Raw genomic sequence first — 23732 nt, forward strand, 5'->3', positions numbered from 1 at the left:
CAGTCCCGGGGAACCGCGCAACGCGAAAACTGTGCCCGACGGGGTCGAGTACCACCGAGTCCTTGCCGGGGACAAGCGCCGCATGGGACGCGGCATCCTCGCGATCGCGCTGCTGATGGCCGGGTTCGTCCTCTTTCCCACCGGCATCGGCATGGCGCTCGGGCTCATCGACGTACAGATGGGCAACACGCCGCCCATCCTCGGCGGCACCGACTACACACCCCTCTACCACGCCGGTTCCATGATCGCCCTCGGGCTGCTCATCCCATGGAGCATGCTCATCCAACGCTGGCTCTACGGCGTCCCCGGCGCCTCACTGCATTCGGTGACCGCCCGGTTCCGGTTCGATCTGTTCGGCAAAGCGCTCATCGTGTTCGGCCCCGCCTGGCTGATCGTCAATGTGATCGGATTCTTCACCCCGAGCACCGAGGCGCCCTGGTCGCGCTTCGACCTCATCGGCATCTTCGTTGGCACCCTCCTGCTCACACCCCTGCAGACAACGGGGGAGGAGTACGGTGTCCGCGGGCTGCTCTTCCGCGTCGTCGGCAGCTGGACCCGCAGCCCTCGGGCAGGGCTGATCGCCGGAGTGCTCCTCTCGAGCGCGCTGTTCACTGCCGCGCACGGGTCCACCGACCCTTACATCAACATCTGGTACTTCGTGCTGTGGACGTGTCTGGCTATCATCACCTGGCGCACCGGTGGCCTGGAGATCGCGGTCGTCCTCCATGCCGTCCTCAACACGGTCTCTTTCCTCGGCGCCCCGCTGATGCGTATCGACTTCGGCGCCGAGCTCGCCGACCGCTCCGCCGGCGCCGGGTCCGCCACCCAGCTCGTCCCTACCCTCGCCGTCGTCATCATCACCGCGATTATCTGGCGCACCCGTGGAACCGGACCGGCACTCACCCCGCCCGCATCCACCACAACACGCTGACATCCTGCCTTACGCCGAAGGCTGTTCTCGGGGTGGGGGCTGCGCAGATATGCGTACGTCAGCCAGATCGACCAGCTTTGCTGCAGGGCGGCTGACGGGGCGCGGTCAGTGGTGATGTTGGGCATCTGCCAGCTGTGGGCGCCGACGAGGCCCGTCGGTCAGCTGGCAGAGCCAGCGGTCGTCGGGGTTGCGGGCATCGATCGCCGGACCGGTCGCCTCGCAGTAGCCGGTCTCTTCGTCCCACCGCGGTCAGGGGACGATCGACGGCCGACCAGCGCATCCACCAGGCCGTGTCCGCACCACCGATCTGTGACACGGCCATGCGCGGCCCAGCATGGCCGGGCCTGCGGTTCCACGGTAGGCATCTACCGGGTCGGGCACCTGGGCGAGGCGTTCGGCTCGTCTTCGGTGAACACGACGTGATGGCGCATTCGTGAGGGGACTTCGTGGTCGGCACGCTGAGCGGGACCCCGGACTCCTGCTCCCCTGGCCTCGGGCGGCGAGCAGCCGATCACCTACGAGAACGAGATCGCGTTTCGAGCGGCACACCGGCTGTGCGTCAGCGGCTGATGGGCAGTGGCCCCGCGTCGGGTGTGAAGAACCGGCGTCCCACCTGCTCCACCGCGTGATCGATCGCGCCCACGACCACGCATTCGTCGCCCAGCGTGGAGGCCCGCACCTCCGGCGGCCGGACGCAGCGCCGTTCGAGCCGGTCGCGCAGCGGCGGCAGCAGCACGTCGGCGGAGCGGGAGAACCCGCCGCCGAGGACGACCAGTTGCGGGTCGAGCAGCAGGACCATCGCGGCGGTGCCCACGGCCAGGTCGTCGACGTATCGGTCGACCGCCTCCAGCGCGACCGGATCACCGGCCCGGGCGGCGGCCAGCGTGTGGCTGGCAGCATCCTCGGGTGAGGTGCCGGGCGGGACGACGGCGCACCTGTTGAGGTGCTCGGGCGCGTCGAACCACCGGGATTCCGGCAGCATGGCGACCTCGCCGGCGGCCGCCCCGAACCCCCGGTGGATCTTGCCGTCGATGATGAGACCGGCCCCCATGCGCCTGCCGACGTGCAGGAACACCACGTCCCGGGCATCGCGGGCGACGCCCCGCCGGAACTCGGCCAGCGCCGCCAGCCGGCTGTCGTTCTCCACGAGGATTTCGCACGGGAACATCTCCCGCAGGCGGCCGGCCAGGTCGAGGCCGGTCCAGGCCGGGACGGCGACCGAGAACGCGATGCGGCCGTCCGGAGTGATCACGCCCGTGCTCCCGGCGGCGAGGGCCCACAGGTCAGCGGGGGTCTTGCGGCTGGCCGCGAGGCAGCCGGACACGGCGCGTTCGATGGCGGCCAGGCGTTCGTCCAGCGGGGCACCCGGCTCGACGGGCTGGCGGGTCTCGGTCAGGACGTGGCCGTCGAGGTCGGACAGCGCGGCCCGGACATTGTGCCCGCCGATGTCGACGCCGACGAGGTGGCCGCTGTCGGCGCGGAAGCGGTAGCGGCGGGCGGGCCGTCCCATGGTGCCGGGGCTCGGTGGCACCTCCTCGACCCAGCCGAGCGAGGCGAGTTCGTCGACGACCTTCTTCGTCGAGGGACGTGACAGCCCGGCCTGTTCGGCGAGCGCCGACAGGGTGAGCGACCCGGCCTCTCGCAATGCCCTGATCGCGGTCAGCGAGTTGAGCTGCCTGAGCCGGGACAGGTCGCCGCCGCCCGGAACGGGCACGACGTGATCAGTACCCCCAACACCTCGGTCTATCTCGACTACCGGCAGGGGCCGGGGGAGGACGAGCCCGTCCCGTTCGGCACCGTGCTCTCACTCGAGGACGTCTACGACTTCGAACCGATCCCCGCCGAACTGCGCGACGACCCCGCCGCCGCGCGGGTGCTCGGCTCGCAGTGCGCTGTGTGGACCGAGCTGATCGATTCTCCCCGCCAGGTCGACTACATGGCCTTCCCGCGCCTGGCCGCCTTCGCCGAAACCGTGTGGAGCCCCGCCGGCCGCGACCTGGCCGACTTCCGCCGGCGGCTCGACGCCCACCTGGGCAGGCTGGATGCCATCGGTGTCGAGTATCGGCGCGAGAGTGGCCCGCTGCCCTGGCAGGAACGCCCCGGCGTACCGGGCCGGCCCGAGACCGACGCCAGCTGGAAGTCCAAGATCGACTCCTGGACCAGCAACCTGCGGCAGTAGCCGGTCTGATCACGATGAGCGACGATACGGGCCGCACACGGCCCGTATCCGCTCGTTCCCCATCACCCTCGCCCGCCTGTCGCAGCCGTCTCCGGAGTGTCACGGCGGCGGCCGGCCACCACAGGGGTCATCGGCACCGACCGCTGCCGGGCCGCTGCCCGGCGCCTACACCCGCCGCAGCGCCTGCACGCCCTGCTCTTCGAGCCGTACGGCCTGTTCCACCAGCTCCGCCAGCTCGGCGAACGACGCCCGCCCGGCGGCCGCGGCGGCCACCCGCGTCCAAAGGGCACCGGCCTGCTGATAGACGGCGGCGGCCTGATCCTGGCCGGTCTCGGCCAGGAAGTCGGCATACAGCGGACGGGTGGCGCCGGGAGTGGTGTACTCGGTCTCCAGGCAGTCGCGCAGCCGGTCCAGTACGGCGTCGCGGTCGGGGAAGCGGCGGGTCCAGCCCTGCCTGCCGGTGGTGTCGGCGAGCTGGGCGGCCAGTTTGCGCATGCCTGACAGCCCGAAGTTGACGTCGAAGGAGTTGCCCAGCACCGGCCCGGTCAGCTTGGCGGCCGTATCCCGGATCGCCTCCGCCACCTCCGGGGGCCTCGACGCGGTTCCGGTGATCTCGATGAGCTGGTGTTTCGACTTCTTCAGCGCCGACCAGGCGGCCATGAACTCCGAGAAGGGCAGCTCGCCGGGCTGGTCGTCCTGCACGTGCACGACCTCGCCGTCGATGCCGAGCACCGCGACGTCCACGGGGTCGGGGAAGGGCAGCGACGGCCGCCAGGGCAGAACGTGGCGGGCGACTGTGCAGATGGGCCGGCGTCCGGCGTCCAGGGCGGCACGCAGGGTGCGTTCGGCGACCTTGGCCGAGCCGGTCCGGCGGATCTCGTGCGGGACGCCGGCCCGGCCCAGCGCGAGCGGGATGATCGGCTCCGGGTGCGCCTGGGCGACGATGGTCAGCATCGGTGCGTGCCCGGCGTACTCGAACACGAAGTACATGAACCCGATGCCGCCGCCGAGCCCGAGCAGCATGGCCTCGGAGTGGCCGCCGCCCAGGACGCTGCGCAGCAACGCGGCCTCATGGTGGTGCGCGGGGTGCGCGGGGTGCGCCGGTTGGGCGGTGACGTGGCGATGGGCGGTGGTGTAGGACTCGCCGGTCTTGGCCATGCGCTCGCGGACGCGGCGCTTGAGGTGTTTGTGCTCGGTCATGCTGGTGACTCCCGCGGCGGCTTCGTGCGAGGACCCACACTCCGGTGCACGACCCGCCGTACAGAGAGACCCGGCACGAGCGTGACATCGGCCCCGAGGACATCGATCCCCTCAGCCTCCGCATGTGCCACGCGGCGTGGGCGCGCGGTCAGGAGGTCAGGTGCAGGACGGCACCCGTCTGGACTTTACCAGCAGATCGTCGCATTCATGTCGGCCGCGCGGAAGCCTGAGACACGCCCGGATGCGGCCGGCGCACTTCATGCGACGGCGTCACCGCCGTGCTCAGAGCCGACGGTGGTAAGCGGCTCGACGCTTCGAGCTCGACTTCTGGTTCCGCGTTTCGGATCTTCATCGATAGGCTTGAGTCGTCGACCGGCAGCGCTGGTGTGCCAGGCGAAGGCGGAGGTTGTCATGGACCTTTCCGGTGTGGGCGTGTGGAGCCACCATCTGCGTTACGGCGACCCGGGTGAAGCCGCCGACGCGGCCGCGGAGCTCGAGGAGCTGGGATTTCGCGCCCTGTGGTTCCCGGACGCCGGAGGGCCGGTCTTCGACGCCGTCACCAACCTGCTGACCGCCACCCGCGAGATCGTCGTGGCCACGGGCATTCTCAACCTCTGGATGCACGAACCCGCCGGCGTCGCCGCTTCCTTCGCGTCCGTGTCCGCCACGCACACCGGCCGGTTCCTGATGGGCATCGGCGTGAGCCACGCGGTGGCGATCAACACCGACCAGGAGCCGGCTCGCTACCGCAAACCGCTGGAGGCGATGAGGGCCTTCCTCGACGAGCTCGACCAGGCGGATCAGCCCGTGCCCGCCGCGAACCGGGTGCTGGCCGCGCTCGGTCCGAAGATGCTGGACCTGGCCGCGAAGCGGGCGCGCGGGGCGCACCCCTATCTCGTCACCCCTGAGCACACCCGGCGCGCGCGAGCGGCACTGGGCGACGGCCCGCTCCTGCTGCCGGAGCAGACGGTGATTCTGTGCAGGGACAGGCAGGAGGCGCGGGCGATCGGCGACGGCTGGCTGCGGGCCTACCTGGCCCTGCCCAACTACGCCAACAACCTGCTCCGTCTCGGCTACTCGCCCGAAGAGCTGGCCTCGGCGAGCGATCGCCTGTTCGACGACGTGATCGCATGGGGGGACGAGGAGGCGATCCTGCGACGGCTGGACGAGCACCGCGCGGCCGGGGCGGATCATGTGTGCGTGCAGGTGGTGACCGCCGACCCGAACGCGCTTCCCCGGCGGGAGTGGCGCCTGCTCGCCGCCGCCCTGCGATGAGCGTCGGCACCTGGCCGGTGCACAGGGTCCCCTCAGGCGGTGAGCGTCATATTGTCATGGTCATGCACCTGGCATGCGCTCCCTGGAGCGCCTGAGGAGAAAGGTGACGGCCGATGCGTTCCCCCCTCTCGGTCGTTCTGGTCGCCGTGTTGTGCGTGATCCTGCCCGTACCCGCCGCGGGAGCGACCGGCGACGTCCCCGACGACCAGCCCTTACCGGGCTACACCATCGACAACCCGCCCCTGGCCCCGGCCATCGTGAACGGTAAGCCGACCCGGGTCCACCAGGGCGTGCACGAGCATGCGGCCTTCGACATCGAGGTGCCGCCGCGCTGGAACGGCGACCTGGTGATGTGGGCGCACGGATACCGCGGTGCCACGCGGGTGCTCACCGTGGACCCGCCCGGCTACGGCCTGCGGCAGCGCCTGCTGGAGCAGGGATACGCCTGGGCCGCCTCCTCCTACTACGCCAACGACTACGACGTGCGGGCGGGCGTGCTCAGCACCCGCGACCTCGTCGAGCGCTTCACGAGGACGGTGGGTCGGCCGCACCGGACGTACATCGCGGGCGTGTCCATGGGTGGTCACGTCACGGCCCGCTCCATCGAGCAGTACCCCAGCCTGTACGACGCCGCGCTGCCCATGTGCGGGGTGCTCGGCGACCACGAGCTGTTCGACTTCTTCCTCGACTTCCAGCTCGTCGCGCAGGACCTGGCCGACGTGCCCGCCTATCCGATCCCGGAGGATTACGCGACCTCGGTCGTGCCGCAGATCAAGGAGCGGCTGGGGCTGACCGGCGGGGCCGAGCCGGCCGGCGAGCTCGGCAGGCAGTTCCGCTCCATCGTCGTCAACCTCAGCGGCGGGGAGCGTCCCGGAGCCGCGGCGGCGTTCGCGTACTGGCAGGACTTCCTGTTCGGGCTGGCCGACGCCGACACGGGCGGCACCCTGGCGCAGGAGCCGGCCAGGGTGGCGACCAACCGCGGCACCGTCTACCGCCCCGCCGTGCCCGTGAACGTCAACGCGAGCGTTCAGCGGGTGGATCCGGCCGATCCGGTGGCGCGCCGGACGTGGCGGCTGACCGAGGTGCCCGGCGTCTCGGGCAAGATCGGCGTGCCGGTGTTGTCGCTGCACAACCTGGGTGACAACTTCGTGCCGTTCTCGATGGAGCAGTACTACCGGGCCGACGTGGCCTCTCACGGCCGGTCCCAGCTGCTGGTGCAGCGGGCGATCCGCGCGGCGGGGCACTGCGAGTTCAGCGACGCCGAGGCCGGTGCGGCCTGGGACGACCTCGTACGGTGGCAGCGCACCGGAAGACGGCCCCCGGGCGACAACGTGACCAGCCCCGCCACGCTGGCCGACCCCGCCTACGGCTGCCGCTTCACCGACGCGTCGGCCCACGCCACCGGCACCCGGCCGCTGTACTCACCCTGCCCCGCCTGATCGATCCGGGGGTATTCACCTCCGGTACGGGGCGACCCGGCTTGTCGGCGCTTGGCAGGCCGCGCGTCCCGACGGGAATGGGAGGGACGCACGGATTGTTGATCACGGACATGTCGGACGAGACCGCAGAGTTCAGCCCCACCGACTGGGTGCGGGACCAAACGAGGAAGATCCTGGAGACCGGGACCACCGAGGGCATCGAGATCCTCGGATCGCCGGTGGTGCTGTTGACCTTGCGCGGCGCGAAGACCGGCAAGCTGCGCTACACCCCCGTGATGCGCGTGGAGCACGAGGGCAGGTACGCGGTCGTGGCCTCCAAGGGCGGCGCGCCGGAGCACCCCACCTGGTACTACAACATCAAGGCGCACCCCGAGTTCGCGTTGCAGGACGGGACCGTCACAGGGGACTACGTCGCGCGCGAGGCCGAGGGCGCCGAGCGGGCGGAGTGGTGGGAGCGGGCGGTCGCGGCCTACCCGCCCTACGCCGAATACCAGGAGAAGACCGACAGGCAGATCCCGGTGTTCGTGCTCGACCCGAAATGATCGCCGGGCCGGCGGCACCCGTGCCGCCGGCCGCCCCTTTGCGCCTCAGCCGAGCGAGCCGACCGTCATGCGCCACTCGCGCAACCGGCGGTCCTTGGTGACCTGCAGCTGCGTGTAGGGGTCCTGGTCGACGAGCGCCTGAGCCGCGGTCTCGTCCTCCGCCTGGAGGATGATCATGCCGGCCGTCAGGTCCGTGTAGGGGCCGGCCGCGACGAGGCTGCCCTGCTCGTGGAGCTTGTTCAGATGTGCGAGGTGGTCCTCGCGGCGTTCCGCTCTCAGCGGTGTGTCGTTGTAACCGTAGGTCAGAACGAACAGTGCCATACCGGGATACTCCCTTTCATTTCTAGCGTCAGGTGACCGGGCCCAGCCCGTACACCCGTCGTGCGTTGCCGGCGAAGACGGCGCGCTGGTCGGCGGCCGGGAGGTGGGCGAGCGCGTCCTTCCACGCGCCGACCAGCCGCGGCATGGTGGTCCAGAGCTTCTCGACCGGGAAGTTGGTGCCGAACATGGCCCGGCCGGCGCCGAACCAGCCGATCACCTCGTCGGCGACCAAGGAGATGACCTCGGGATCCACCCGGTGGACAAAGGTGCCCTGCCCGGTGAGCTTGACCACGATGTTCGGCCGCTCGGCCAGCGCGGCCATCCCCGCCCGCCACGGCTCGAGGTACTCCTGGCCGATGAGCATGCCCGCGTGCACGAGGACGAAGGTGACGTCCGGGAAGGCCGCCGCGAGGTCGACCGCATCCGGCATCTGCTCGGGAAAGACCTGCAGCTCGAACAGCCAGCCGCGGTCGGCGAGCGCGCCGATGTTCTTACGGAAGACCGGATCCCTCATGCGGTCGGGGGCGGCGGCGAACCGGAACTCCGGGCGCTCGTGCCAGTGCAGTTGCTGCCGGATCCCCCGGATCAGCGGTGTGAGCGCAGCCTGCCGTCGCATGGTCTCCGGAGCGTCCTCGTCGAACATGTCGGCCGCTGCGATGACGGCCATCGGCCACCCCGCCTCCTGATGGACCTCGCGGAGCCAGCGCACCTCGTCCACCACCCGGTCGAGCGGCCAGTTCGTCTGCACGTAGACCGACTCGCCGATGTCCGAGGCCGTGGCTTCGGCGATGTACTCGCCGATCAGGTAGTCCCGCCTGATCGGCTCGTAGGGCCCGAAGATCCGCGGCACCATCGGGCCGGACAGCCACGGCAGGTCCCCCGTCCGCCAGACGTGATGGTGCGAGTCGACGATGTCGCCGGTGTATCGGGTCGCCTCCGACATGACGATCACTCCCTGCCCAAGGTCTGTACCTGCTCGTACGCCGTCCGCAGGTCACGTACGCCCGCGAGCGCGTCCACGCTGCCGAGCACGGCCGCCATGCCGCGGGTGACCGGCCGGTACGCCGGGTCGCAGGCGAGCGGCGTCCACCACAGCAACCGGTGGCCCAGCAGCGACAACCGCCGTACGGCCGCCTGCATGGGCCGGCAGTCACCGCGTTCCAGGCCGTCTGAGAGCACGATCACCAGGGCGCCGCGCGCCACGGTGACATAGCGCGCGTTGCCGAGGAACTCCTGGAGCGCGGCGCCGATCCGCGTCCCGCCCTCCGCGTCCAGGACGACATCGCTCAGCGAGCCGACGGCCGTGTCGACATCGCGGGCCCGCAGCGGCCCGGTGACGCGGGTCAGCCGGGTGCCGAAGGTGAACACCTCCACGCGGTCGAGGCGGCCGACCACGGCGTGGGCGAAACGCAGGTAGTGGGCGCTGTGCCGCTTCATCGACCCCGACACGTCGATGAGCAGCAGCACCCGGCGCTGCCGCCGCGGACGGTTCCGCCGCCGCAACGTCACGATCTCGCCGTGGCTGCGCCAGGACTCACGGCAGATCCTGGCGACGTCGATCCACGGACCCCGCCGGGCGGGCCGGCGGCGGCGCGACCGGACCGTCGGCACCGCGCCGCGCAGTTCCCGCCGCAGCAGTGAGAGCACTGCCCGGTCGTCCTCGCTCGCCGGGCCGAACACCGGGCGCCTGTCGCGCTCCGATGAGCCGGCCTCAAGGCCCGCCTCCCCGCCGAACGCCGCCGTGAAGGGAGCCTCGTCCCCCTTCCCGCGCGGCACGGGGGTCTCCTCGTCGGGGGATTCCCGATCGCGGGCGGGCCGTGTCGAGACCTCCCCGAACCAGCGCTCGAACGTGGGGGAGTACACCTCCAGGTCCTCGCGGGAGACGGTGAGCGTGCTCGCCCCGATCCAGTAGAGGTGCGTGGCGTCGCGCGGGCCGACGGCCTCGATCGCCTGGAGGAAGACCCGCTGCTTGGCCACCGGCACGCGCAGGCCCTGATCGTTCAGGTCCCGCAGGAACCCGTGCACGTGATCGCCGATGCGCGCGACGAGGGACCGCTCAGTCACGGAACACCTCCGCGGCATGGCGGCTGAGGAGGGCCAGGTCCTCCTCGTGCTTGACGAGCAGCCCCGCGGACCGGCGCATCGCCTCCGGCCAGCTCGAACCCTCGCGGGTCAGCGCCTGCACGCCGCGGGCCCAGGAGGTCGACTCCGCGATGCCCGGCCGCTTCAGCAGGGCCAGTCCGCGGATCCGGTGCACGGCGGCCACGAGGCGGGCCGCGCTCCTCTCGTCCAGGCCGGGCGCCTGCGCCTGGATGATCGCCCGCTCGCGTTCGGCGTCGGGGAAGGGGATCCAGTGGTACAGGCACCGGCGCTTGAGCGCGTCGTGCAGTTCGCGGGTCCGGTTCGAGGTGAGGATGACGAACGGGACGCTCGCCGCCCTGACGGTGCCGATCTCCGGGATGGTGATCTGGAACTCGCCGAGGAACTCCAGCAGGAACGCCTCGAACTCGCTGTCCGCACGGTCGATCTCGTCGATCAGCAGCACCGCGCCGGATGCCGCCCGCAGCGCCCGCAGCAGCGGGCGCTGCAGCAGGAACTCCTCGCGGTACAGGTCGCCGACGCCGCGCCCCTCCACCTCGGCGGCCCGCAGGGACAGCAGCTGCTTCGGGTAGTCCCACTCGTACAGGGCCTGGGAGGCGTCCAGCCCTTCGTAGCACTGCAGCCGGATCAGCTCGCGGTCGAGGACCCGGGCCAGGACATTCGCGATCTCCGTCTTGCCGACCCCCGGCTCACCCTCCAGCAGCAGCGGAAGCCCGAGCACGTCCGCCAGGCCGACGGCGGTGAGCAGGCCCTCGTCGGCCAGGTAGCCCTCCGCGCCCAGCCGGCGGCCCAGCGTGCCCCGATCAACCGGCACGGCCGGCCCGCAGCTCGTCGAGTCCGCGCAGCACCTTCTCCGGGGTGAACGGCATGCTCGTCAGCCGTACGCCGACCGCGTCGTACACCGCGTTGGCGATCGCGGGGATCGGCGCGTTCGCCGTCATCTCGCCGATCCCCTTGGCCCCGAACGGCCCGTTGGCGGCGGGCCGTTCGAGGAACACGCTGGTCTGCTCCGGGATGTCGGCCGGCCCGGGCATCAGGTACTCGACGAAATCGACAGGGCCGTGCTCGCGCGACCGCGGATAGTACGGCTCGGTCGACTCGAACAGCGCATGCGACAGGCCCATCCAGGCGCCGCCCTCGACCTGCTGCGTCGCGAGGGCCGGGTTGAGCGCCCGGCCGATCTCGTACGTGTTGTAGAGCCGTAGTACCTCGATGACGCCGGTCTCGTCGTCGACCTCGACCTCGGCCACCGTGCACGCGTGCGCCTGGCAGGAGTCCGGGTCCATCTCGCCGGTCTCCGGCACCGGTGTGCTCGGCTCCTTGAGGAAGATGCCCCGGCCGGAGATGGTCCGGCCCTGCCGGAAGTGCGCGGCGAGCGCGACGTCGCTGACGTGGATCTTCATCTCCGACGACCCCTTGAGGCGGACGAAGCCCGTGCCGTCGGTCTCCAGATCGTCCGCGTCGACCTCCAGCTCGTCGGCGGCGACCTGGAGCATGACATCCCTCGCCTCGCGCGCCGCCATGATCACGGCGTTGCCGATGCGGTGGGTGCCTCGGCTGGCGAACGTTCCCATGCAGTGCGGGCCGGTGTCCGTGTCGGCGGTGTCGACGATGATGTTCTCGATCGGGATGCCGAGCGTCTCCGCCGCGCACTGGGCGATGACCGTCCGCAGCCCCTGGCCGAGATCCACCGAGGAGAGCGTGACGACGAACCCGCCCATGGTGGTGGCGTGGACGAGTGCCTGCGAGGGGTCGCCGCCGAGGTTCATCCCGGTCGGGTAGTTGACCGCCGCGTACCCGCGCCCGTGCCGTAACGCCATCGCTCAGCCCTCCGTTCGCTCGGTCGACGACATCGCCCGGTACTCCGGCGGGAGGTCGTGCCCCACCAGGTCAGCCGCGCTCTGGATCACCTCGACCAGCGCCGTGCCGGTCGCGATCTTGCGATGCGCCTTCATGTCGCCGTCCCGGTAGGCGTTCTTGAGCCGCAGCCGCAGCGGATCCATGGCCAGCTCCCGGGCGACGTGGTCCATGTGCGACTCCAGCGCGAAGTCGCCGATCGTGACGCCGAACCCGCGCATGGCGCTGGACGGGGTCCGGTTCGTGTAGACGCAGTAGGCGTCGACGTGGACGTTCGGGATCGTGTACGGGCCGGGCATGTGCGCCGCCGCCTTGGTGGTGCCGTACGGGCTGTGCCGGGAGTACGCGCCCGCGTCCACGTAGAGCGTGATCTTGCGGGCGACGATCCGTCCGTCGTCCATGACGCCGTCCTTGATGGAGATGCGTTCGGCCGCGCGCGTGGACGACACCTGCATCTCCTCGGCGCGGCCGTAGACGTATTTGGCGGGCCGGCCGGTGAGCATGGCGGCGAGGCAGGCCAGGGGCTCGACGATGACGTCCACCTTGCCGCCGAAGCCGCCCCCGACGGTGCCCCCGACGACGCGCAGACCGGTGGGCGGGACGCCGAGGATGAGCGCCGTGTTGTCGAGGGTGAAGTAGGCGGCCTGGGTGTTGGTGTGGATCCGCAGCCGGCCGTCGCCCTGGGGGACGACGATGCAGCCGGTCGGCTCGATCGGCGCGTGTTCGATCGGCGAGGAGCTGTAACTACCCTCGATGATGCGGTCCGCCTCGGCGAAGCCCCGCTCGACGTCGCCGAAACGGATCCGGCGGCAATGGTGGCCCTCGTACACGAAATGGTTGGTGCCCGCCTGCTTGATGATCGGCGCGCCGTCGGCCAGTGCCTCCTCGACGTCGAGAACGGCGGGCAGGTCGGTGTAATCGACCACGACCCTGGCGGCGCCCTCGCGGGCGGCGTCCTCGGTCTCGGCGACCACGGCGACGATCGGCTCGCCGCGATAGAGGACCCGGTCCTCGGCCAGTACCGGCTCGTCGTCGGGCCCCACGCCGATCAGGCGCAGCACGACGTACCAGTTGCCCGGCACGTCCTCGTGGGTGATGACACGGAGCACGCCGGGCACCTCGAGGGCACCGGAGACGTCGACCCGGTTGATGAGGGCGTGGTGCCGCGTGGACCGGTGGATCTTGACGTGTGTCATTTCCGGCGGCGCCATGTCCTCGAAGAAGACCGTGCGGCCGGTGACGTGACCGCGGGCGTCCGAGCGCTGGACCGCCGAGCCGATGACGGAGAAGTCGCCCGCCCGCTCGCCCTTGAAGTACGCGCTGTCGATCGGTGTGATGCGCGCCATCAGACGTCGGCCTTCGCGGGAGCCGGCGCGGGCGCGGGTGCCGGCGCGGCGCCGCGGCGGCGTTCCGCGGCGGTGAGGACGGCGGTGATGATCGGCTCGTATCCGGTGCAGCGGCAGACGTTGCCGCAGATCGCCTCGGTGACCTCCTGGCGGCTCGGATCCGGGTTCCGGTCGAGTAATGCCGTGGCGGACATGATCATTCCGGGGGTACAGAACCCGCACTGCGTCGCGAAGAGGTCGACGAACGCCTGTTGCACGTCACTGAGCCGGTCGCCGTCGGCCAGGCCCTCGATCGTCTCCACGGTGGAGCCGTCGACCGTCACGACGGGGACCAGGCACGAGACCACGGGCCGGCCGTCCAGCAGCACCGTGCAGCTGCCGCAGCCCCCTTGCGCGCAGCCGCGCTTGGCCCCCATCAGCCCGAACGTCTCGCGCAGGGCGTTCAGCAACGTCGTCGACGGCCGGGCGATCAGCTCCCGCTCGGTGCCGTTCAGCTTGAGGGTGACGATGGTCGAGGGCATACGATCCCCTTTCAGGCCCCGAGCAGGGCACGACGCAGGTGGACGGGGTAGACCCGAGCGCGGTACCAGGCGGAGGCGTAGGCGTCGTCGAACGGCTCGATGGCGTCCGCTCCGGCCGCCCGGGCGACGACCTCGGCGGTCAGCGGCGCGCCCAGCAGCACGCGCTCGGCGCCGACCGCTCGCACCAGGCGGCGCGCGAGACCGCCGAGCACAAGACGGACGTCGCCGACCAGGCCGTCATCGATCGTGATCCGGGCCGCCACCGTGACGATGGATCCTGAGTTGAGCCGCCGCCGGCTCGCCTTGTAGAACCGGAACGTGTCCTTCGCCGGAGCGGTGAACCGGACACAGGTCACCAGCTCGCCCGCGGGCAGGCCGTCCGTGACGATCCGCTCCAGTGGTTCGCGGCGCGCGCCGTCGGCGCCGAGCACGTCCAGCTCCGCGTCCAGGGCGAGCAGAGCCGCCGCCAGGTCGCCGTACGGCTGCGGCACGAAGAGGTTGCCGGCCACGGTGGCGAGGCTGCGGACCGGCGGGGAGGCGATCGAGCGCACGCAGCGGGACAGGTAGCTCAACCGGGCGTCGTCCTCGATGTCCGCGAGCGTGGTGGCCGCCCCGAGCGCCACGGTGGCGCCGTCGACGTCGATGCCGCGCAGTCCCGCCCTGCGCAGGCTGACCAGCCGCACGTCGCCGCCGGCTGCGTCGTTCAGCCGGGCCATCAGATGGGTGCCGCCGCCCAGGGGGATGGCCCCCGCCTGAAGGCCCGCACGAGCCGCCTCAGCACTGTCCGGCATCTGAACCGATATCAGCATCTAGGCTCCAATTATCGATATCGATAATTGGAGCCTAGATGGCATGATCTAAGAGTCAAGGGGCACTTTGGCCCTCGAAGCCACAGGAGGCCTGTTGCCGGAACCCACGGGGAGCCCGTTCACCGTCCCGCGCTCCGCACGACCGACCCTGAGCCGGCAGATCCGCGACGGTCTGCTGCAACGGATCGTCGCCGGCGAGCTCGGCGAGGGCGACCGGCTGATCGAGACGAAGATCGCCGCCGAGTTCGGCACCAGCCAGGCCCCGGTCCGGGAGGCGCTCCGGCAGCTCGAGGGACTCGGCCTCATCGAGGGCCAGCCCCGTCACGGCAGCCGGGTGCTTCCCTTCGCCGAGCAGACGATCCGCGAGGCGTACATCCTGCGGGCGGCGCTTGAGGAGACCGCCACGCGGCTCGCGATGCTGGCCGGGACCCTGCCCTTCGACCGACTGGGGGAGGCGGTCGAGGAGATGTACCGCCGCGCCCGGGACAACGACGTGCCCGGCATCGGCCTGGCCAGCGCCCGGTTCCACCGGCACGTCGTACAGGCCGGCGGCAACGGGCTGCTGACCCGCGCCTGGGAGGCGCTGCAGATCGAGGCGCGCACGGCCATCGCCCTGATGGTCACCAGGCCGGAACTCGAGCGGGTCGCCGATGAGCACCGCGAGCTGCTGGACGTGATGCGCGCCGGGGACGTCGAGACGGCCTGCCGGCACGCCCGCGACCACCAGTGGGCCTACGCCGACACACCGCACGACCCGTACGGGACGCCGAAGACGCCTCCACCGGCTTGACCTCCCTGCTACGGCCGGGCCATCGCCAAGTTCTTCCCCACCGCTCCCTGAACGCCCTCGGTGGGCCAGACTGGAAGGGCTTCGAGAGAAGCCGACAACCATTCGCATCCACCCCGGCCGGGACCATTGCCATGAACGATGACAAGCGTGGCCTCGCGCATACTCCGGAACGAGCAGCCGCGCTCATGCGCGCCTCTCTGGCGGGGTTGTCGGTCGGAGACGCGTTCGGTGACCAGTTCTTCCTGCATGCCAATCGCCATCTCACCGCCGCGGACCTTCCCGCACCGCCGTGGGAGTGGAGCGACGACACCGAGATGGCCTGCTCGGTCGTCACCTGCCTGCATCGTCTCGGACGCATCGACCAGGACACTCTCGCGACCTCCTTCGCCACCCGCATGAACACCGGCCGTCGCTACGGCGCCGGAGCCTTCGGACTCCTCGAACGCATCCGCGACGGACACCCGTGGCGGGTCGCCTCGGTCGAGTCCTTCGGCGGCAACGGCTCGTTCGGCAACGGCGCCGCCATGCGCGTCGCCCCGCTGGGCGCCTACTACAGCGGCGACCCAGCCCGCGCCGCCGCCGAGGCCACCCGCCAAGCCGAGATCACCCACACCCACACCGAAGGGATCGCCGGCGCGATCGCCGTCGCTGTCGCAGCCTCCCTCGCCGCCACCGGCACCGCTGAGAACATGATCGAGGCAGCACTCGATCACGTTCCCGGAACCTACGTCCGAAGAGGACTCCGACGCGCTCGCCGCCTCAGGAAGGCGACACCGGAACAAGCAGCGCAGATCCTGGGCAACGGATCGCGAATCACCGCCCAGGACACCGTGCCGTTCGCGCTCTGGGCAGCCGCCCGCCACCTGGACGACTATCCGGCCGGAGTCCGGGCCTGCGTCACAGTCGGCGGCGACATGGACACCACCGCCGCGATCGTCGGCGGCATCATCGCCGCCAACACCGGGATCGGCGGCATCCCACCAGAGTGGCTCGACTCCCGCGAACCACTTCCGGGATGGCTGGAGGACGGCCCAGCAGCCTGACGTCGGCGGGCTGTCGAGCGTCGTGGCGGCAAGGCTCCGTGAGCGGCTGCCACCCCCTGCGGAGCACCTGAGCGCGGGCCATCAACCGATCGGTGGATGCCGGAGATCGCGCCGGCGGGGGAATCTCGGAACATGACAGACATCATCGAGATCAACAACCTGAGCAAGAGCTATGGTGGACCGCGTTTCAGCGGTCCACCACAGGTAGCGGACGGAGTCCGCACCTACGGTGGACCCGGTTCCAGCGGTCCGCAGGAGGCGGACGGAGTCCGCACCTCCGGAGTCGGCAAAGCGGTGGACGGCGTCTCCCTGAGGGTGGCGCGCGGTGAGATCTTCGGGATCGCCGGTCCGAACGGCGCGGGCAAGACCACGCTCGTGGAGTGCATGTCAGGGCTGCGGCGGCCGGACGGCGGCACGCTGCGGGTGCTGGGGCTGGACCCGCAGAACGACCGGCGGGAGCTCCTCCAGCGCATCGGCGCGCAGCTGCAGGAGGCGGCCCTGCCTGACGCGATCAAGGTGGGAGAGGCGTTACGGATGTACGCCTCCTTCTACGACAAGCCTGCCGACTGGCGGGCGCTCATGAGCGAATGGGGGCTGGCGGACCGGAAGGGGGAGCGGTTCGCGAACCTGTCCGGCGGGTGGAAGCAGCGGCTGTTCATCGCGCTGGCCCTGGTCGGCAACCCGGAGGTGGTGTTCCTCGACGAGCTGACCACCGGGCTGGACCCGGCCGCCCGCCGTACCACGTGGGGGCAGATCCGCGAAATGCGCGATCGCGGGGTCACCGTCGTGCTGGTCACCCACTTCATGGACGAGGCCGAGGCGCTGTGCGACCGTCTCGCGGTCATCTGCCGCGGCCGCGTCGTCGCCGAGGGCAGCCCGCGCGAGCTGATCGCGCAGGCGGGTTCCGACTCGCTGGAGAACGCGTACTTCGCTCTGACCGAAGGAGAACTGGCATGAAGGGCAGCACGCAGGTCATCGGGGTCGAACTCAAGCTGATCATGCGCGACCCCATGTCGGCCTTCTTCGCGCTCGCGTTCCCGGTGATCATGCTCTGGGTCAAGCTGCGCAGCGGCAACAAGCCCCTGCCGGGCGGGGTGCTCGCCATCGACGCCACGGTGCCGATGCTGACCGCCTTCGTCATCGGCCTGGCCGCGCTGGTCGTCCTGCCGGCCACGCTGGCCCACTACCGGGATCGCCGCGTGCTCAAGCGGCTGCGCGTCACGCCCGCCTCGCCGGTGATGCTGTTCGGAGCGCAGTGGGCGGCGCACATGCTGCTGGCCGTGCTCGGATCGGTGCTGGTGATCCTCATCGGCCTGGTCGCGTACGGGCTGAGGGGACCGGCCAGCGTTCCCGTCGTCCTGCTGGCGTGGCTGCTCGGCGCGCTCAGCCTCGGCTCCATCGGGCTCCTGCTCGGCGCGATCGCCCCGAGCGGCCGCGCGGCGACCGTGATCGGGCTGGGCGTGTTCTTCCCGATGGTGTTCCTGTCCGGCGCCGTGATCCCCCGCGAGAGCATGTCGGGCTCGATGCGCGCGATCGGCGACCTGACCCCGATGGCGCCGGTGGTCCAGGCGATCCGCGACGGCTGGTCCGCCGGCACGACGTCCCCGCTTACGCTGGGCATCATGGTCGCGATTTCGGTCATCGCCGGGAGCATCGCGCTGAGGGCGTTCCGGTGGTAGCCGTCTCGCGCTGGGACCGGGTCCAGGCCGCGCTGCCGTACGCGCTGGTCCTGCTCCCCGCGCTCTTCTCCCTGGTGCGGGAGTGGCGGGTGGAGGTGCTGGCCCTGGCGTTGTTCGCGGCGGCCTGGCACTGGCTGGTGGTGGCCTCGGGCCGGAGCGCGCGGCCCGTGGTGCTCGTCGTCTACTTCGCCGTGCTGCTCGCCGTCGTCGGGGCGCTCGTCAGGTTCGACTCGGTCTTCACGGTCACCGGGATGGGGGCGTTCATCCAGTGCTTCGTGCTGCTGCCCGGGTGGTGGGCGTACGGGGGAGTGGCCGTGACGGTCGGCGTGCTGATCTCCGCCCGGCCCCGGCCGCCGGTCGAGATGGTCTCCTCCTTCCTCGTCGGGGTGCTGGTCGCCTCCACGGTGGGGCTGATCGTCAAGACCATCTCCGACCAGAACGACGAGCGCAAGAAGATGATCGTGGAGCTGAAGGAGACCGGCGCCAAGCTGGCCGCGCTCGCCGAGGAGAACGCGAACCTGCAGGCCCAGCTGCTGACCCAGGCCCGGGAGGCCGGGGTTCTGGAGGAACGCCAGCGGATGGCCAGAGAGATCCACGACACGATCGCGCAGGGCCTGACCGGCATCGTCACCCAGCTCGAAGCCGTCGACACGGAGACCGGCTCGCCCGCCGTACGCTCCCGCCTGGACCAGGTGCGCACCTTGGCCAGGGACAGCCTGACGGAGGCCCGCCGCTCGGTGCAGGCGTTGCGCCCCTCGCCGCTGCAGCACGAAGCCCAACTGGCCACCGCACTGCGGGAGGTCGCGGCGAAATGGTCGCTGAGCACCGGCGTGCCCGCCTCCGTGTCGGTGACCGGCGATCCGCGGCCGCTGCACGTGGAGGTGGAGACCGCCCTGTTACGGGTGGCGCAGGAGGCGCTGGCCAACGTCGCCAAGCACGCCTCCGCCGGGCGTGTCGGGCTGACGCTCTCGTACATGGAGGATGTGGTGGCGCTGGACGTACGCGACGACGGCCGCGGCTTCACTCCCGAGCCGGGTGAGGGAGGCTTCGGCCTCATCGCGATGCGCCAGCGGATCATCCGCCTGGCCGGCGACTTCGCCGTCGAGTCCGCCCCCGGCCAGGGCACGGGAATCTCGGCCACCGTCCCCGCCATCCCCACCGTCCCCGGCCCCGATCCCAGCCCCGTCCCCGGCCCCGATCCCAGCCCCGTCCCCGGCCCCGATCCCAGCCCCGTCCCCGGCCCCGATCCCGGCCCCGACCGCAGCCCCGCCCCTGACTCTGGACCGTGAGCCGATGCCGCCGATTCGTTTGATCATCGTGGACGATCACCCGGTCGTCCGGGACGGCCTGCGCGGGATCTTCGCCGCCGACGACGCCTTCGAAGTCGTCGGCGAGGCGGCCGACGGCCCCGAGGCGCTCGTCGTGGCCCTCCGCACTGGCCCGGACGTCGTGCTCCTGGACCTCCGGATGCCGAAGATGAGCGGTGCCGAGGTCATCCGCAGGCTGCGTGCGCAGACCCCCGGCATCCACGTGCTGGTCCTGACCACGTTCGGCGACGACGCCGACGTCCTGCCCGCGATCGAGCAGGGAGCCACCGGCTACCTGCTCAAGGACACCCCGGGCGCTGACCTGCGCCGCGCGGTGCAGGCGGCGGCCCGCGGCGAGACGGTGCTGTCCCCTGCGGTGGCCGGCGTGCTACGGCAGGGAGCACGGGCGCCGGAGGCCGGGCCCGCGCTGACGCTGAGCCCGCGCGAGCTCGAAGTGCTCAGGCTCATCGCGCGCGGTGCGACCAATCGTGAGGTCGCCGGGAAATTGTTCATCACCGAGGCGACGGTGAAGACGCACCTCCTGCACGTCTTCGCCAAGCTGGAGGTGAACGACCGGGCCGCGGCGGTGTCGGCGGCGTACGAGGCCGGCCTGCTCAAACCGGCCGCCGAGAGCTCTTGACGCGGCTGCGTCGGAACCCGCACGCTTCGGCCACCCGATACGACGTCGCCTGCTCCGCGGCCAGGCGGTGGCCGTGTCCGCCGTCCGTGATCACGGGGGCCGCGGAACGACGGGACGGCCATTCGCCGTGCTATCCGGCGGGGCGCAGGTGGACGGGGAGCTGCTGGTGACCGTTGCTGATGAGGGTGGGCACCGGCCGCAACGAGTCCGCCGGTGCCGCCAGCGCCATCGCGGGGAAGCGCTCGAAGAGCTGACGCAGGGCCTCGGCGACTTCGAGGCGGGCGAGGGGGGCTCCGAGGCAGTAGTGCACGCCGTAGCCGAACGCCAGGTGATCCTTGACCTTGCGGGTGACGTCGAAGGTGTCGGCGTCGGGCCCGTGCCAGTCCGGGTGGCGGTTGGCGGCCCCGTATGCGGCGAGGATGGGATCTCCCGACGGGATGACCTGCCCGTCGGGCAGCTTGATGTCGGTCACGGCGAAGCGCAGCGGCAGGTATTTGATGGCGGGCTCGAGGCGAAGGGTCTCCTCCACCACGTCCTCCCAGGTGGCCTGGCCGGTCCGGACGAGGTCGAGCTGGCCGGGGGACGTCAGCATCGCGAAGACGGCCTGGTCGATGACGTTGACGGTGGTCTCGTACCCGGCGTTGATCATCAGGATCATCGTGTCGCGCAGTTCGTCGTCGGTGAAGCCGCTGCCGTCCGACTCCTCGTCGCGGGCCGCGATGAGCAGGGAGGTCATGTCGTCGCCGGGGTCGGCGCGCTTGGTGGCGATCAACTGGTCGGTGCGCTCGAAGAGACGCGCGGCGTTGGCCTGGGCCTCCTCGGGCGTGAGCGTGCTGTCGAAGACGCGGTCGACGATCTGCCGGAAATCGTGGCGCTGGTCCTCCGGCACGCCCATCAGGTGGCCGATCACGGCGATGGGCAGCGGGTAGGCCAGCCGCTCGCGCAGGTCCACCGCCTGACCTGCGGGCACCGCGGCAAGGTCGTCGATCAGGCCGGTGACCAGGGACTCGATGATCGGCTTCAGCTTGGCGATGCGGCGCGCGCCGAAGACGGGGGCGACCATCCGCCGTAACCTGCGGTGGTCGGCACCGTACGCGGTGAGCATGCTCTGCACCTCGATCCACAGGGCGAGCGGCCAGGTGCCGGTCGTCCGCTGGAAGTCCGGATAGTGAGCGCGGCCGTCCTTGGACACATCGGGGCTGGTGAGCATGGTCTTGAGGAGTGCCGGGTCGGAGACCGCCCAGGCGCGCAGCCCGAGGACGTCCACGGGCGTGGCCGAGCCTCGGGCCCGCAGGGCCCGGTATTCGGCGTGCCGGTCGGCACCGGTCGGATCGATGACGAACGGCAGGGGCTGGGGCATGCGTCTTCTCCTTCAGGTCGCAGCAGCGAAGCGGAGGGAATCGAGGGCTCACGGCACGCTGGAACGTTCCGGCTCGCCACGGCGCCGTGTTACGGATACACCCACTTGACCGGACAGCCCGGCCGATGCGTGACAGAAAGCCCGATGTGACGTACGTCTCACCTGAGCCGCCCATCGAGAGGGCGGCCCAAGTGGCCGCTTTCAGTGATGGCCTGGAGGGCCCGAGCCGGGTGGCCTCTGGCCTTCGTCAGGGGCGGCGGCCGGTGAAGCAGAGGAACGCCGTCTGCGGACGCGGTCGTGGGGACGAACGCGCCCGATCAGCAGGCCGACGTCGTCGCGCGTACGTGCCCCAACGAGACGGCCGGCACCTTCACCGTTTCCTACCTGTCGTCGCTGGCCGTCCTGGGCGGGATGGTCGCCGGTCTGGAGGGGCCGTGCCGGGAGCGGTTCGCGGCCGCGCTGCGGACCGTGCCGCAGTCGCTGAAGGCGACTCTGGCGCAGCCCGCTCCGGTTCGGGCCGCCGCGGGCTGCGCCGCCGGCGAGCCGCTGCTGCTGGTCGGCTTCGATCTCGACGCGATCACCGCGGCCGAGGCCGCGCTCAAGATCAAGGAGGGGGCTCGCCTGTGGGCGGAGGCCGATGTCCACGGAATTCTCCTTGCACGGCACTCCCGCCGCCTTCCGCGCTGGAATGAACGTCATCAGCATCACCCCGGGCACTGACGACCAAGGACGGACGAACACGCTGCGGGCGCTGCTGGCCAAGCTGGGCGCGACCGTGTGGACCAGCGGCGAGGACGACGAAGAGCTGAGGTTCGCACCGGTTGACCCGTTGATGCGGCCTTTCACGTCCATCGTGCCGTTGCAGCGGCTCACCGCGGAGCTGGCCCGGCTACGTGGCACCGATCCCGACACGCTCCACGGCAGGGTGGAGCCGTGGCTGTCGGCCATGACCGAACTGGAGTTGTGACATGCCTCCCGCACCCCCTGTCCGGGAACCCTTCGCGCTACCGGCCCCGCAGGACCGAGTGGCTCGGCGTCACCGAGCACGCGGGCTGGCGGCTGAAGCTCATCGCCATCACGGCCGTCGGCGCGCTTCCTGACGATGCCCGGGATCAAGGCCGCGCTCGAGGCGGCCGAGCGAGAGGTGCCACAGCCCGCGGGCCGGGGCACGGCCGGGCGTCGGATTCCTGATCGTGCACCGTGGCGCCGAGGCGCTGTGGGTGCTCGTGTGCTGGTGGGAGGGCGACATCCTGTACGAGAGGCTGTGGCGGGCCGATCCCGGCACGACGGAGCTGCGGCCCGTACCACCGGAGGGGCCTACGGCCTGCGTCTGGGAGCTGCAGGCCATCGACCACGAACGGCGAGCCTGGATCAGGTACGTGCTGGAGCACCCTGCCGCTCCGGACCTCTCCGGATATCTCACGTCGGTCCCCGCCGGCGGGGAGCCGGCGCCGTGACCGCCCGACGCGTCGCCGTCGTGCAGGCCGCGCCCCGCCTGTTCGACCTGCCGGAGACGCTGCGCCGCTTCGAAGACCTCCTGGCGCGGGCAGCCGCCGGGGGAGCGCACCTCGTGGTGTTCCCGGAGGCGTTCATCGGCGGCTACCCCAAGGGCTCGACCTTCGGCGCGACTGTCGGACGGCGCGACGACGAGGGACGCGCGTTGTTCGCCCGGTATCGCAGGTCAGCGATCGAGATCCTGGGCGAGGCGTTCGAGCGGATGAGTGCCGCCGTGGCGGCCCAGCAGGCCCATGTGGTCGTCGGCGTCATCGAACGGTGCGGCCGTACGTTGTACTGCTCGGCGCTGTTGTTCGCGCCGGACGGCACGCTGCAGGCTCGTCACCGCAAGCTGGTGCCCACGGGAACCGAGCGCGTGATCTGGGGGCGCGGCGACGCGCGCGACGTCGTCGTCGCGGACACCGACATCGGACGCATCGGCCTGGCGATCTGCTGGGAGAGCTACATGCCGCTCTACCGGACCGCCCTGTACCAGCAGGACGTGCAGATCTATTGCGCGCCGACAGCGGACGATCGCGACGTATGGACGTCGACCATGCGGCACATCGCCGTCGAGGGCCGTTGCTTCGTGGTGTCGGCCAACCAGTTCGCCGGCCGGGACGACTACCCGGGCGACTTCCCCGCGGCCGCCATCCAAGGGGGCAGCTGCGTCGTGGATCCCTTCGGACACGTGCTCGCCGGACCGTCCTTCGGCAAGCAGGACGTGCTCATCGCCGACATCGACCTCGCCGTGCTCGACGGCGCCTATCTCGACCTGGACGTCGTCGGCCACTACGCGCGCCCCGACATCTTCCGGTTCCGCACCGCTCCGCCGGAGTCACAGGAACGGCACGACCGCTCGTAGGCCCGGGCCCGCTGGGCGAGGGTGACGACGGTGG

The 23732-nt window shown here is 71.0% G+C and carries 26 protein-coding genes; 15 read left to right on the plus strand and 11 right to left on the minus strand.

Annotated features, from left to right (window positions below; genetic code table 11):
• The first annotated feature begins 82 nt into the window (after nucleotides 1-82).
• Entirely contained in the window at nucleotides 83-931 is an 849-nt protein-coding gene (locus tag AB0J69_RS25680; protein ID WP_364121962.1) for a CPBP family intramembrane glutamic endopeptidase, read from the plus strand.
• Between the two features lie 559 nt (nucleotides 932-1490).
• Here the strand turns inward: AB0J69_RS25680 and AB0J69_RS25685 are convergent.
• Nucleotides 1491-2645, minus strand: a complete 1155-nt coding sequence (locus AB0J69_RS25685; protein ID WP_364121965.1) for an ROK family protein — start codon at nucleotides 2643-2645, stop codon at nucleotides 1491-1493.
• Nucleotides 2646-2648: 3 nt separating this feature from the next.
• Between AB0J69_RS25685 and AB0J69_RS25690 the strand changes: the two genes are divergently transcribed.
• Nucleotides 2649-3110, plus strand: coding sequence for a family 20 glycosylhydrolase (locus tag AB0J69_RS25690; RefSeq protein ID WP_364121968.1), 462 nt, complete (start codon nucleotides 2649-2651; stop codon nucleotides 3108-3110).
• Between the two features lie 165 nt (nucleotides 3111-3275).
• Here the strand turns inward: AB0J69_RS25690 and AB0J69_RS25695 are convergent, their stop codons facing one another.
• On the minus strand, nucleotides 3276-4310 hold the full coding sequence (locus AB0J69_RS25695; RefSeq protein WP_364121970.1) for a BtrH N-terminal domain-containing protein: 1035 nt from the start codon (nucleotides 4308-4310) through the stop codon (nucleotides 3276-3278).
• 411 nt (nucleotides 4311-4721) lie between these two features.
• On the opposite strand from AB0J69_RS25695, the gene AB0J69_RS25700 reads away from it, so the two are divergent.
• From AB0J69_RS25700 to AB0J69_RS25710, 3 genes are all read left to right on the plus strand, one after another.
• On the plus strand, nucleotides 4722-5585 hold the full coding sequence (locus tag AB0J69_RS25700) for an LLM class F420-dependent oxidoreductase (protein WP_364121972.1): 864 nt from the start codon (nucleotides 4722-4724) through the stop codon (nucleotides 5583-5585).
• A 113-nt stretch (nucleotides 5586-5698) separates the two neighbouring features.
• Nucleotides 5699-7024 (plus strand): hypothetical protein, encoded by a 1326-nt coding sequence (locus AB0J69_RS25705; RefSeq protein ID WP_364121975.1) that lies wholly within the window; start codon nucleotides 5699-5701, stop codon nucleotides 7022-7024.
• A 110-nt stretch (nucleotides 7025-7134) separates the two neighbouring features.
• Nucleotides 7135-7566, plus strand: coding sequence for a nitroreductase family deazaflavin-dependent oxidoreductase (locus AB0J69_RS25710; protein WP_364121978.1), 432 nt, complete (start codon nucleotides 7135-7137; stop codon nucleotides 7564-7566).
• 45 nt (nucleotides 7567-7611) lie between these two features.
• Here AB0J69_RS25710 and AB0J69_RS25715 read toward each other — a convergent pair whose 3' ends face one another.
• Genes AB0J69_RS25715 through AB0J69_RS25750 form a run of 8 tightly spaced genes read right to left on the minus strand, consistent with a single transcriptional unit; the run spans nucleotide 7612 to nucleotide 14520 of the window.
• Entirely contained in the window at nucleotides 7612-7887 is a 276-nt protein-coding gene (locus AB0J69_RS25715; RefSeq protein ID WP_364121981.1) for a YciI family protein, read from the minus strand.
• 28 nt (nucleotides 7888-7915) lie between these two features.
• Nucleotides 7916-8830 carry an amidohydrolase family protein gene (locus tag AB0J69_RS25720; protein ID WP_364121984.1) on the minus strand — a complete coding sequence of 305 codons (915 nt, stop codon included), beginning with the start codon at nucleotides 8828-8830 and terminating at the stop codon, nucleotides 7916-7918.
• A gap of 5 nt (nucleotides 8831-8835) precedes the next feature.
• Complete coding sequence (locus AB0J69_RS25725; protein ID WP_364121986.1) at nucleotides 8836-9951, minus strand: VWA domain-containing protein; 1116 nt, start codon at nucleotides 9949-9951, stop codon at nucleotides 8836-8838.
• On the minus strand, nucleotides 9944-10801 hold the full coding sequence (locus AB0J69_RS25730) for a MoxR family ATPase (protein ID WP_364121989.1): 858 nt from the start codon (nucleotides 10799-10801) through the stop codon (nucleotides 9944-9946). Before AB0J69_RS25730 ends, AB0J69_RS25725 begins: the two co-directional genes overlap by 8 nt.
• Nucleotides 10791-11807 carry a molybdopterin cofactor-binding domain-containing protein gene (locus AB0J69_RS25735; RefSeq protein WP_364121991.1) on the minus strand — a complete coding sequence of 339 codons (1017 nt, stop codon included), beginning with the start codon at nucleotides 11805-11807 and terminating at the stop codon, nucleotides 10791-10793. Before AB0J69_RS25735 ends, AB0J69_RS25730 begins: the two co-directional genes overlap by 11 nt.
• A 3-nt stretch (nucleotides 11808-11810) precedes the next feature.
• Entirely contained in the window at nucleotides 11811-13190 is a 1380-nt protein-coding gene (locus AB0J69_RS25740) for a molybdopterin cofactor-binding domain-containing protein (RefSeq protein ID WP_364121994.1), read from the minus strand.
• The gene (locus tag AB0J69_RS25745; protein ID WP_364121997.1) at nucleotides 13190-13711 is read right to left on the minus strand and encodes a (2Fe-2S)-binding protein; all 522 of its coding nucleotides are present in this window, start codon (nucleotides 13709-13711) and stop codon (nucleotides 13190-13192) included. Before AB0J69_RS25745 ends, AB0J69_RS25740 begins: the two co-directional genes overlap by 1 nt.
• Nucleotides 13712-13722: 11 nt before the next feature.
• On the minus strand, nucleotides 13723-14520 hold the full coding sequence (locus AB0J69_RS25750; RefSeq protein ID WP_364122000.1) for an FAD binding domain-containing protein: 798 nt from the start codon (nucleotides 14518-14520) through the stop codon (nucleotides 13723-13725).
• Between the two features lie 94 nt (nucleotides 14521-14614).
• Here AB0J69_RS25750 and AB0J69_RS25755 point away from each other — a divergent pair, with 94 nt between their 5' ends.
• From AB0J69_RS25755 to AB0J69_RS25780, 6 genes are all read left to right on the plus strand, one after another.
• Entirely contained in the window at nucleotides 14615-15310 is a 696-nt protein-coding gene (locus AB0J69_RS25755; RefSeq protein WP_364122003.1) for a GntR family transcriptional regulator, read from the plus strand.
• Nucleotides 15307-16353: an ADP-ribosylglycohydrolase family protein gene (locus AB0J69_RS25760; RefSeq protein ID WP_364122005.1), complete on the plus strand. Its 1047-nt coding sequence runs from the start codon at nucleotides 15307-15309 to the stop codon at nucleotides 16351-16353. The genes AB0J69_RS25755 and AB0J69_RS25760 overlap by 4 nt, the downstream gene beginning before the upstream one ends.
• Before the next feature lie 132 nt (nucleotides 16354-16485).
• Nucleotides 16486-17310, plus strand: coding sequence for an ABC transporter ATP-binding protein (locus AB0J69_RS25765; protein WP_364122008.1), 825 nt, complete (start codon nucleotides 16486-16488; stop codon nucleotides 17308-17310).
• Complete coding sequence (locus tag AB0J69_RS25770) at nucleotides 17307-18032, plus strand: ABC transporter permease (RefSeq protein WP_364122010.1); 726 nt, start codon at nucleotides 17307-17309, stop codon at nucleotides 18030-18032. Before AB0J69_RS25765 ends, AB0J69_RS25770 begins: the two co-directional genes overlap by 4 nt.
• On the plus strand, nucleotides 18026-19321 hold the full coding sequence (locus AB0J69_RS25775) for a sensor histidine kinase (RefSeq protein ID WP_364122013.1): 1296 nt from the start codon (nucleotides 18026-18028) through the stop codon (nucleotides 19319-19321). Before AB0J69_RS25770 ends, AB0J69_RS25775 begins: the two co-directional genes overlap by 7 nt.
• A gap of 4 nt (nucleotides 19322-19325) precedes the next feature.
• On the plus strand, nucleotides 19326-19979 hold the full coding sequence (locus AB0J69_RS25780; protein WP_364122016.1) for a response regulator transcription factor: 654 nt from the start codon (nucleotides 19326-19328) through the stop codon (nucleotides 19977-19979).
• Between the two features lie 130 nt (nucleotides 19980-20109).
• Here AB0J69_RS25780 and AB0J69_RS25785 read toward each other — a convergent pair whose 3' ends face one another.
• Nucleotides 20110-21339 (minus strand): cytochrome P450, encoded by a 1230-nt coding sequence (locus AB0J69_RS25785; protein ID WP_364122019.1) that lies wholly within the window; start codon nucleotides 21337-21339, stop codon nucleotides 20110-20112.
• 297 nt (nucleotides 21340-21636) lie between these two features.
• Here AB0J69_RS25785 and AB0J69_RS25790 point away from each other — a divergent pair, with 297 nt between their 5' ends.
• The 4 genes from AB0J69_RS25790 (at nucleotide 21637) to AB0J69_RS25805 (ending at nucleotide 23698) form a co-directional block, all read left to right on the plus strand.
• Nucleotides 21637-22059: a hypothetical protein gene (locus AB0J69_RS25790; RefSeq protein ID WP_364122022.1), complete on the plus strand. Its 423-nt coding sequence runs from the start codon at nucleotides 21637-21639 to the stop codon at nucleotides 22057-22059.
• A complete protein-coding gene (locus tag AB0J69_RS25795; RefSeq protein ID WP_364122025.1) occupies nucleotides 22028-22306 on the plus strand; it encodes a hypothetical protein in 279 nt (92 codons plus the stop codon). The genes AB0J69_RS25790 and AB0J69_RS25795 overlap by 32 nt, the downstream gene beginning before the upstream one ends.
• A gap of 226 nt (nucleotides 22307-22532) precedes the next feature.
• On the plus strand, nucleotides 22533-22796 hold the full coding sequence (locus AB0J69_RS25800) for a hypothetical protein (protein WP_364122028.1): 264 nt from the start codon (nucleotides 22533-22535) through the stop codon (nucleotides 22794-22796).
• On the plus strand, nucleotides 22793-23698 hold the full coding sequence (locus AB0J69_RS25805) for a carbon-nitrogen hydrolase family protein (RefSeq protein ID WP_364122032.1): 906 nt from the start codon (nucleotides 22793-22795) through the stop codon (nucleotides 23696-23698). Before AB0J69_RS25800 ends, AB0J69_RS25805 begins: the two co-directional genes overlap by 4 nt.
• The last annotated feature ends 34 nt before the right edge of the window (nucleotides 23699-23732 follow it).

It is taken from the genome of Nonomuraea sp. NPDC049709 (assembly GCF_040674815.1).
Taxonomy (GTDB): domain Bacteria; phylum Actinomycetota; class Actinomycetes; order Streptosporangiales; family Streptosporangiaceae; genus Nonomuraea.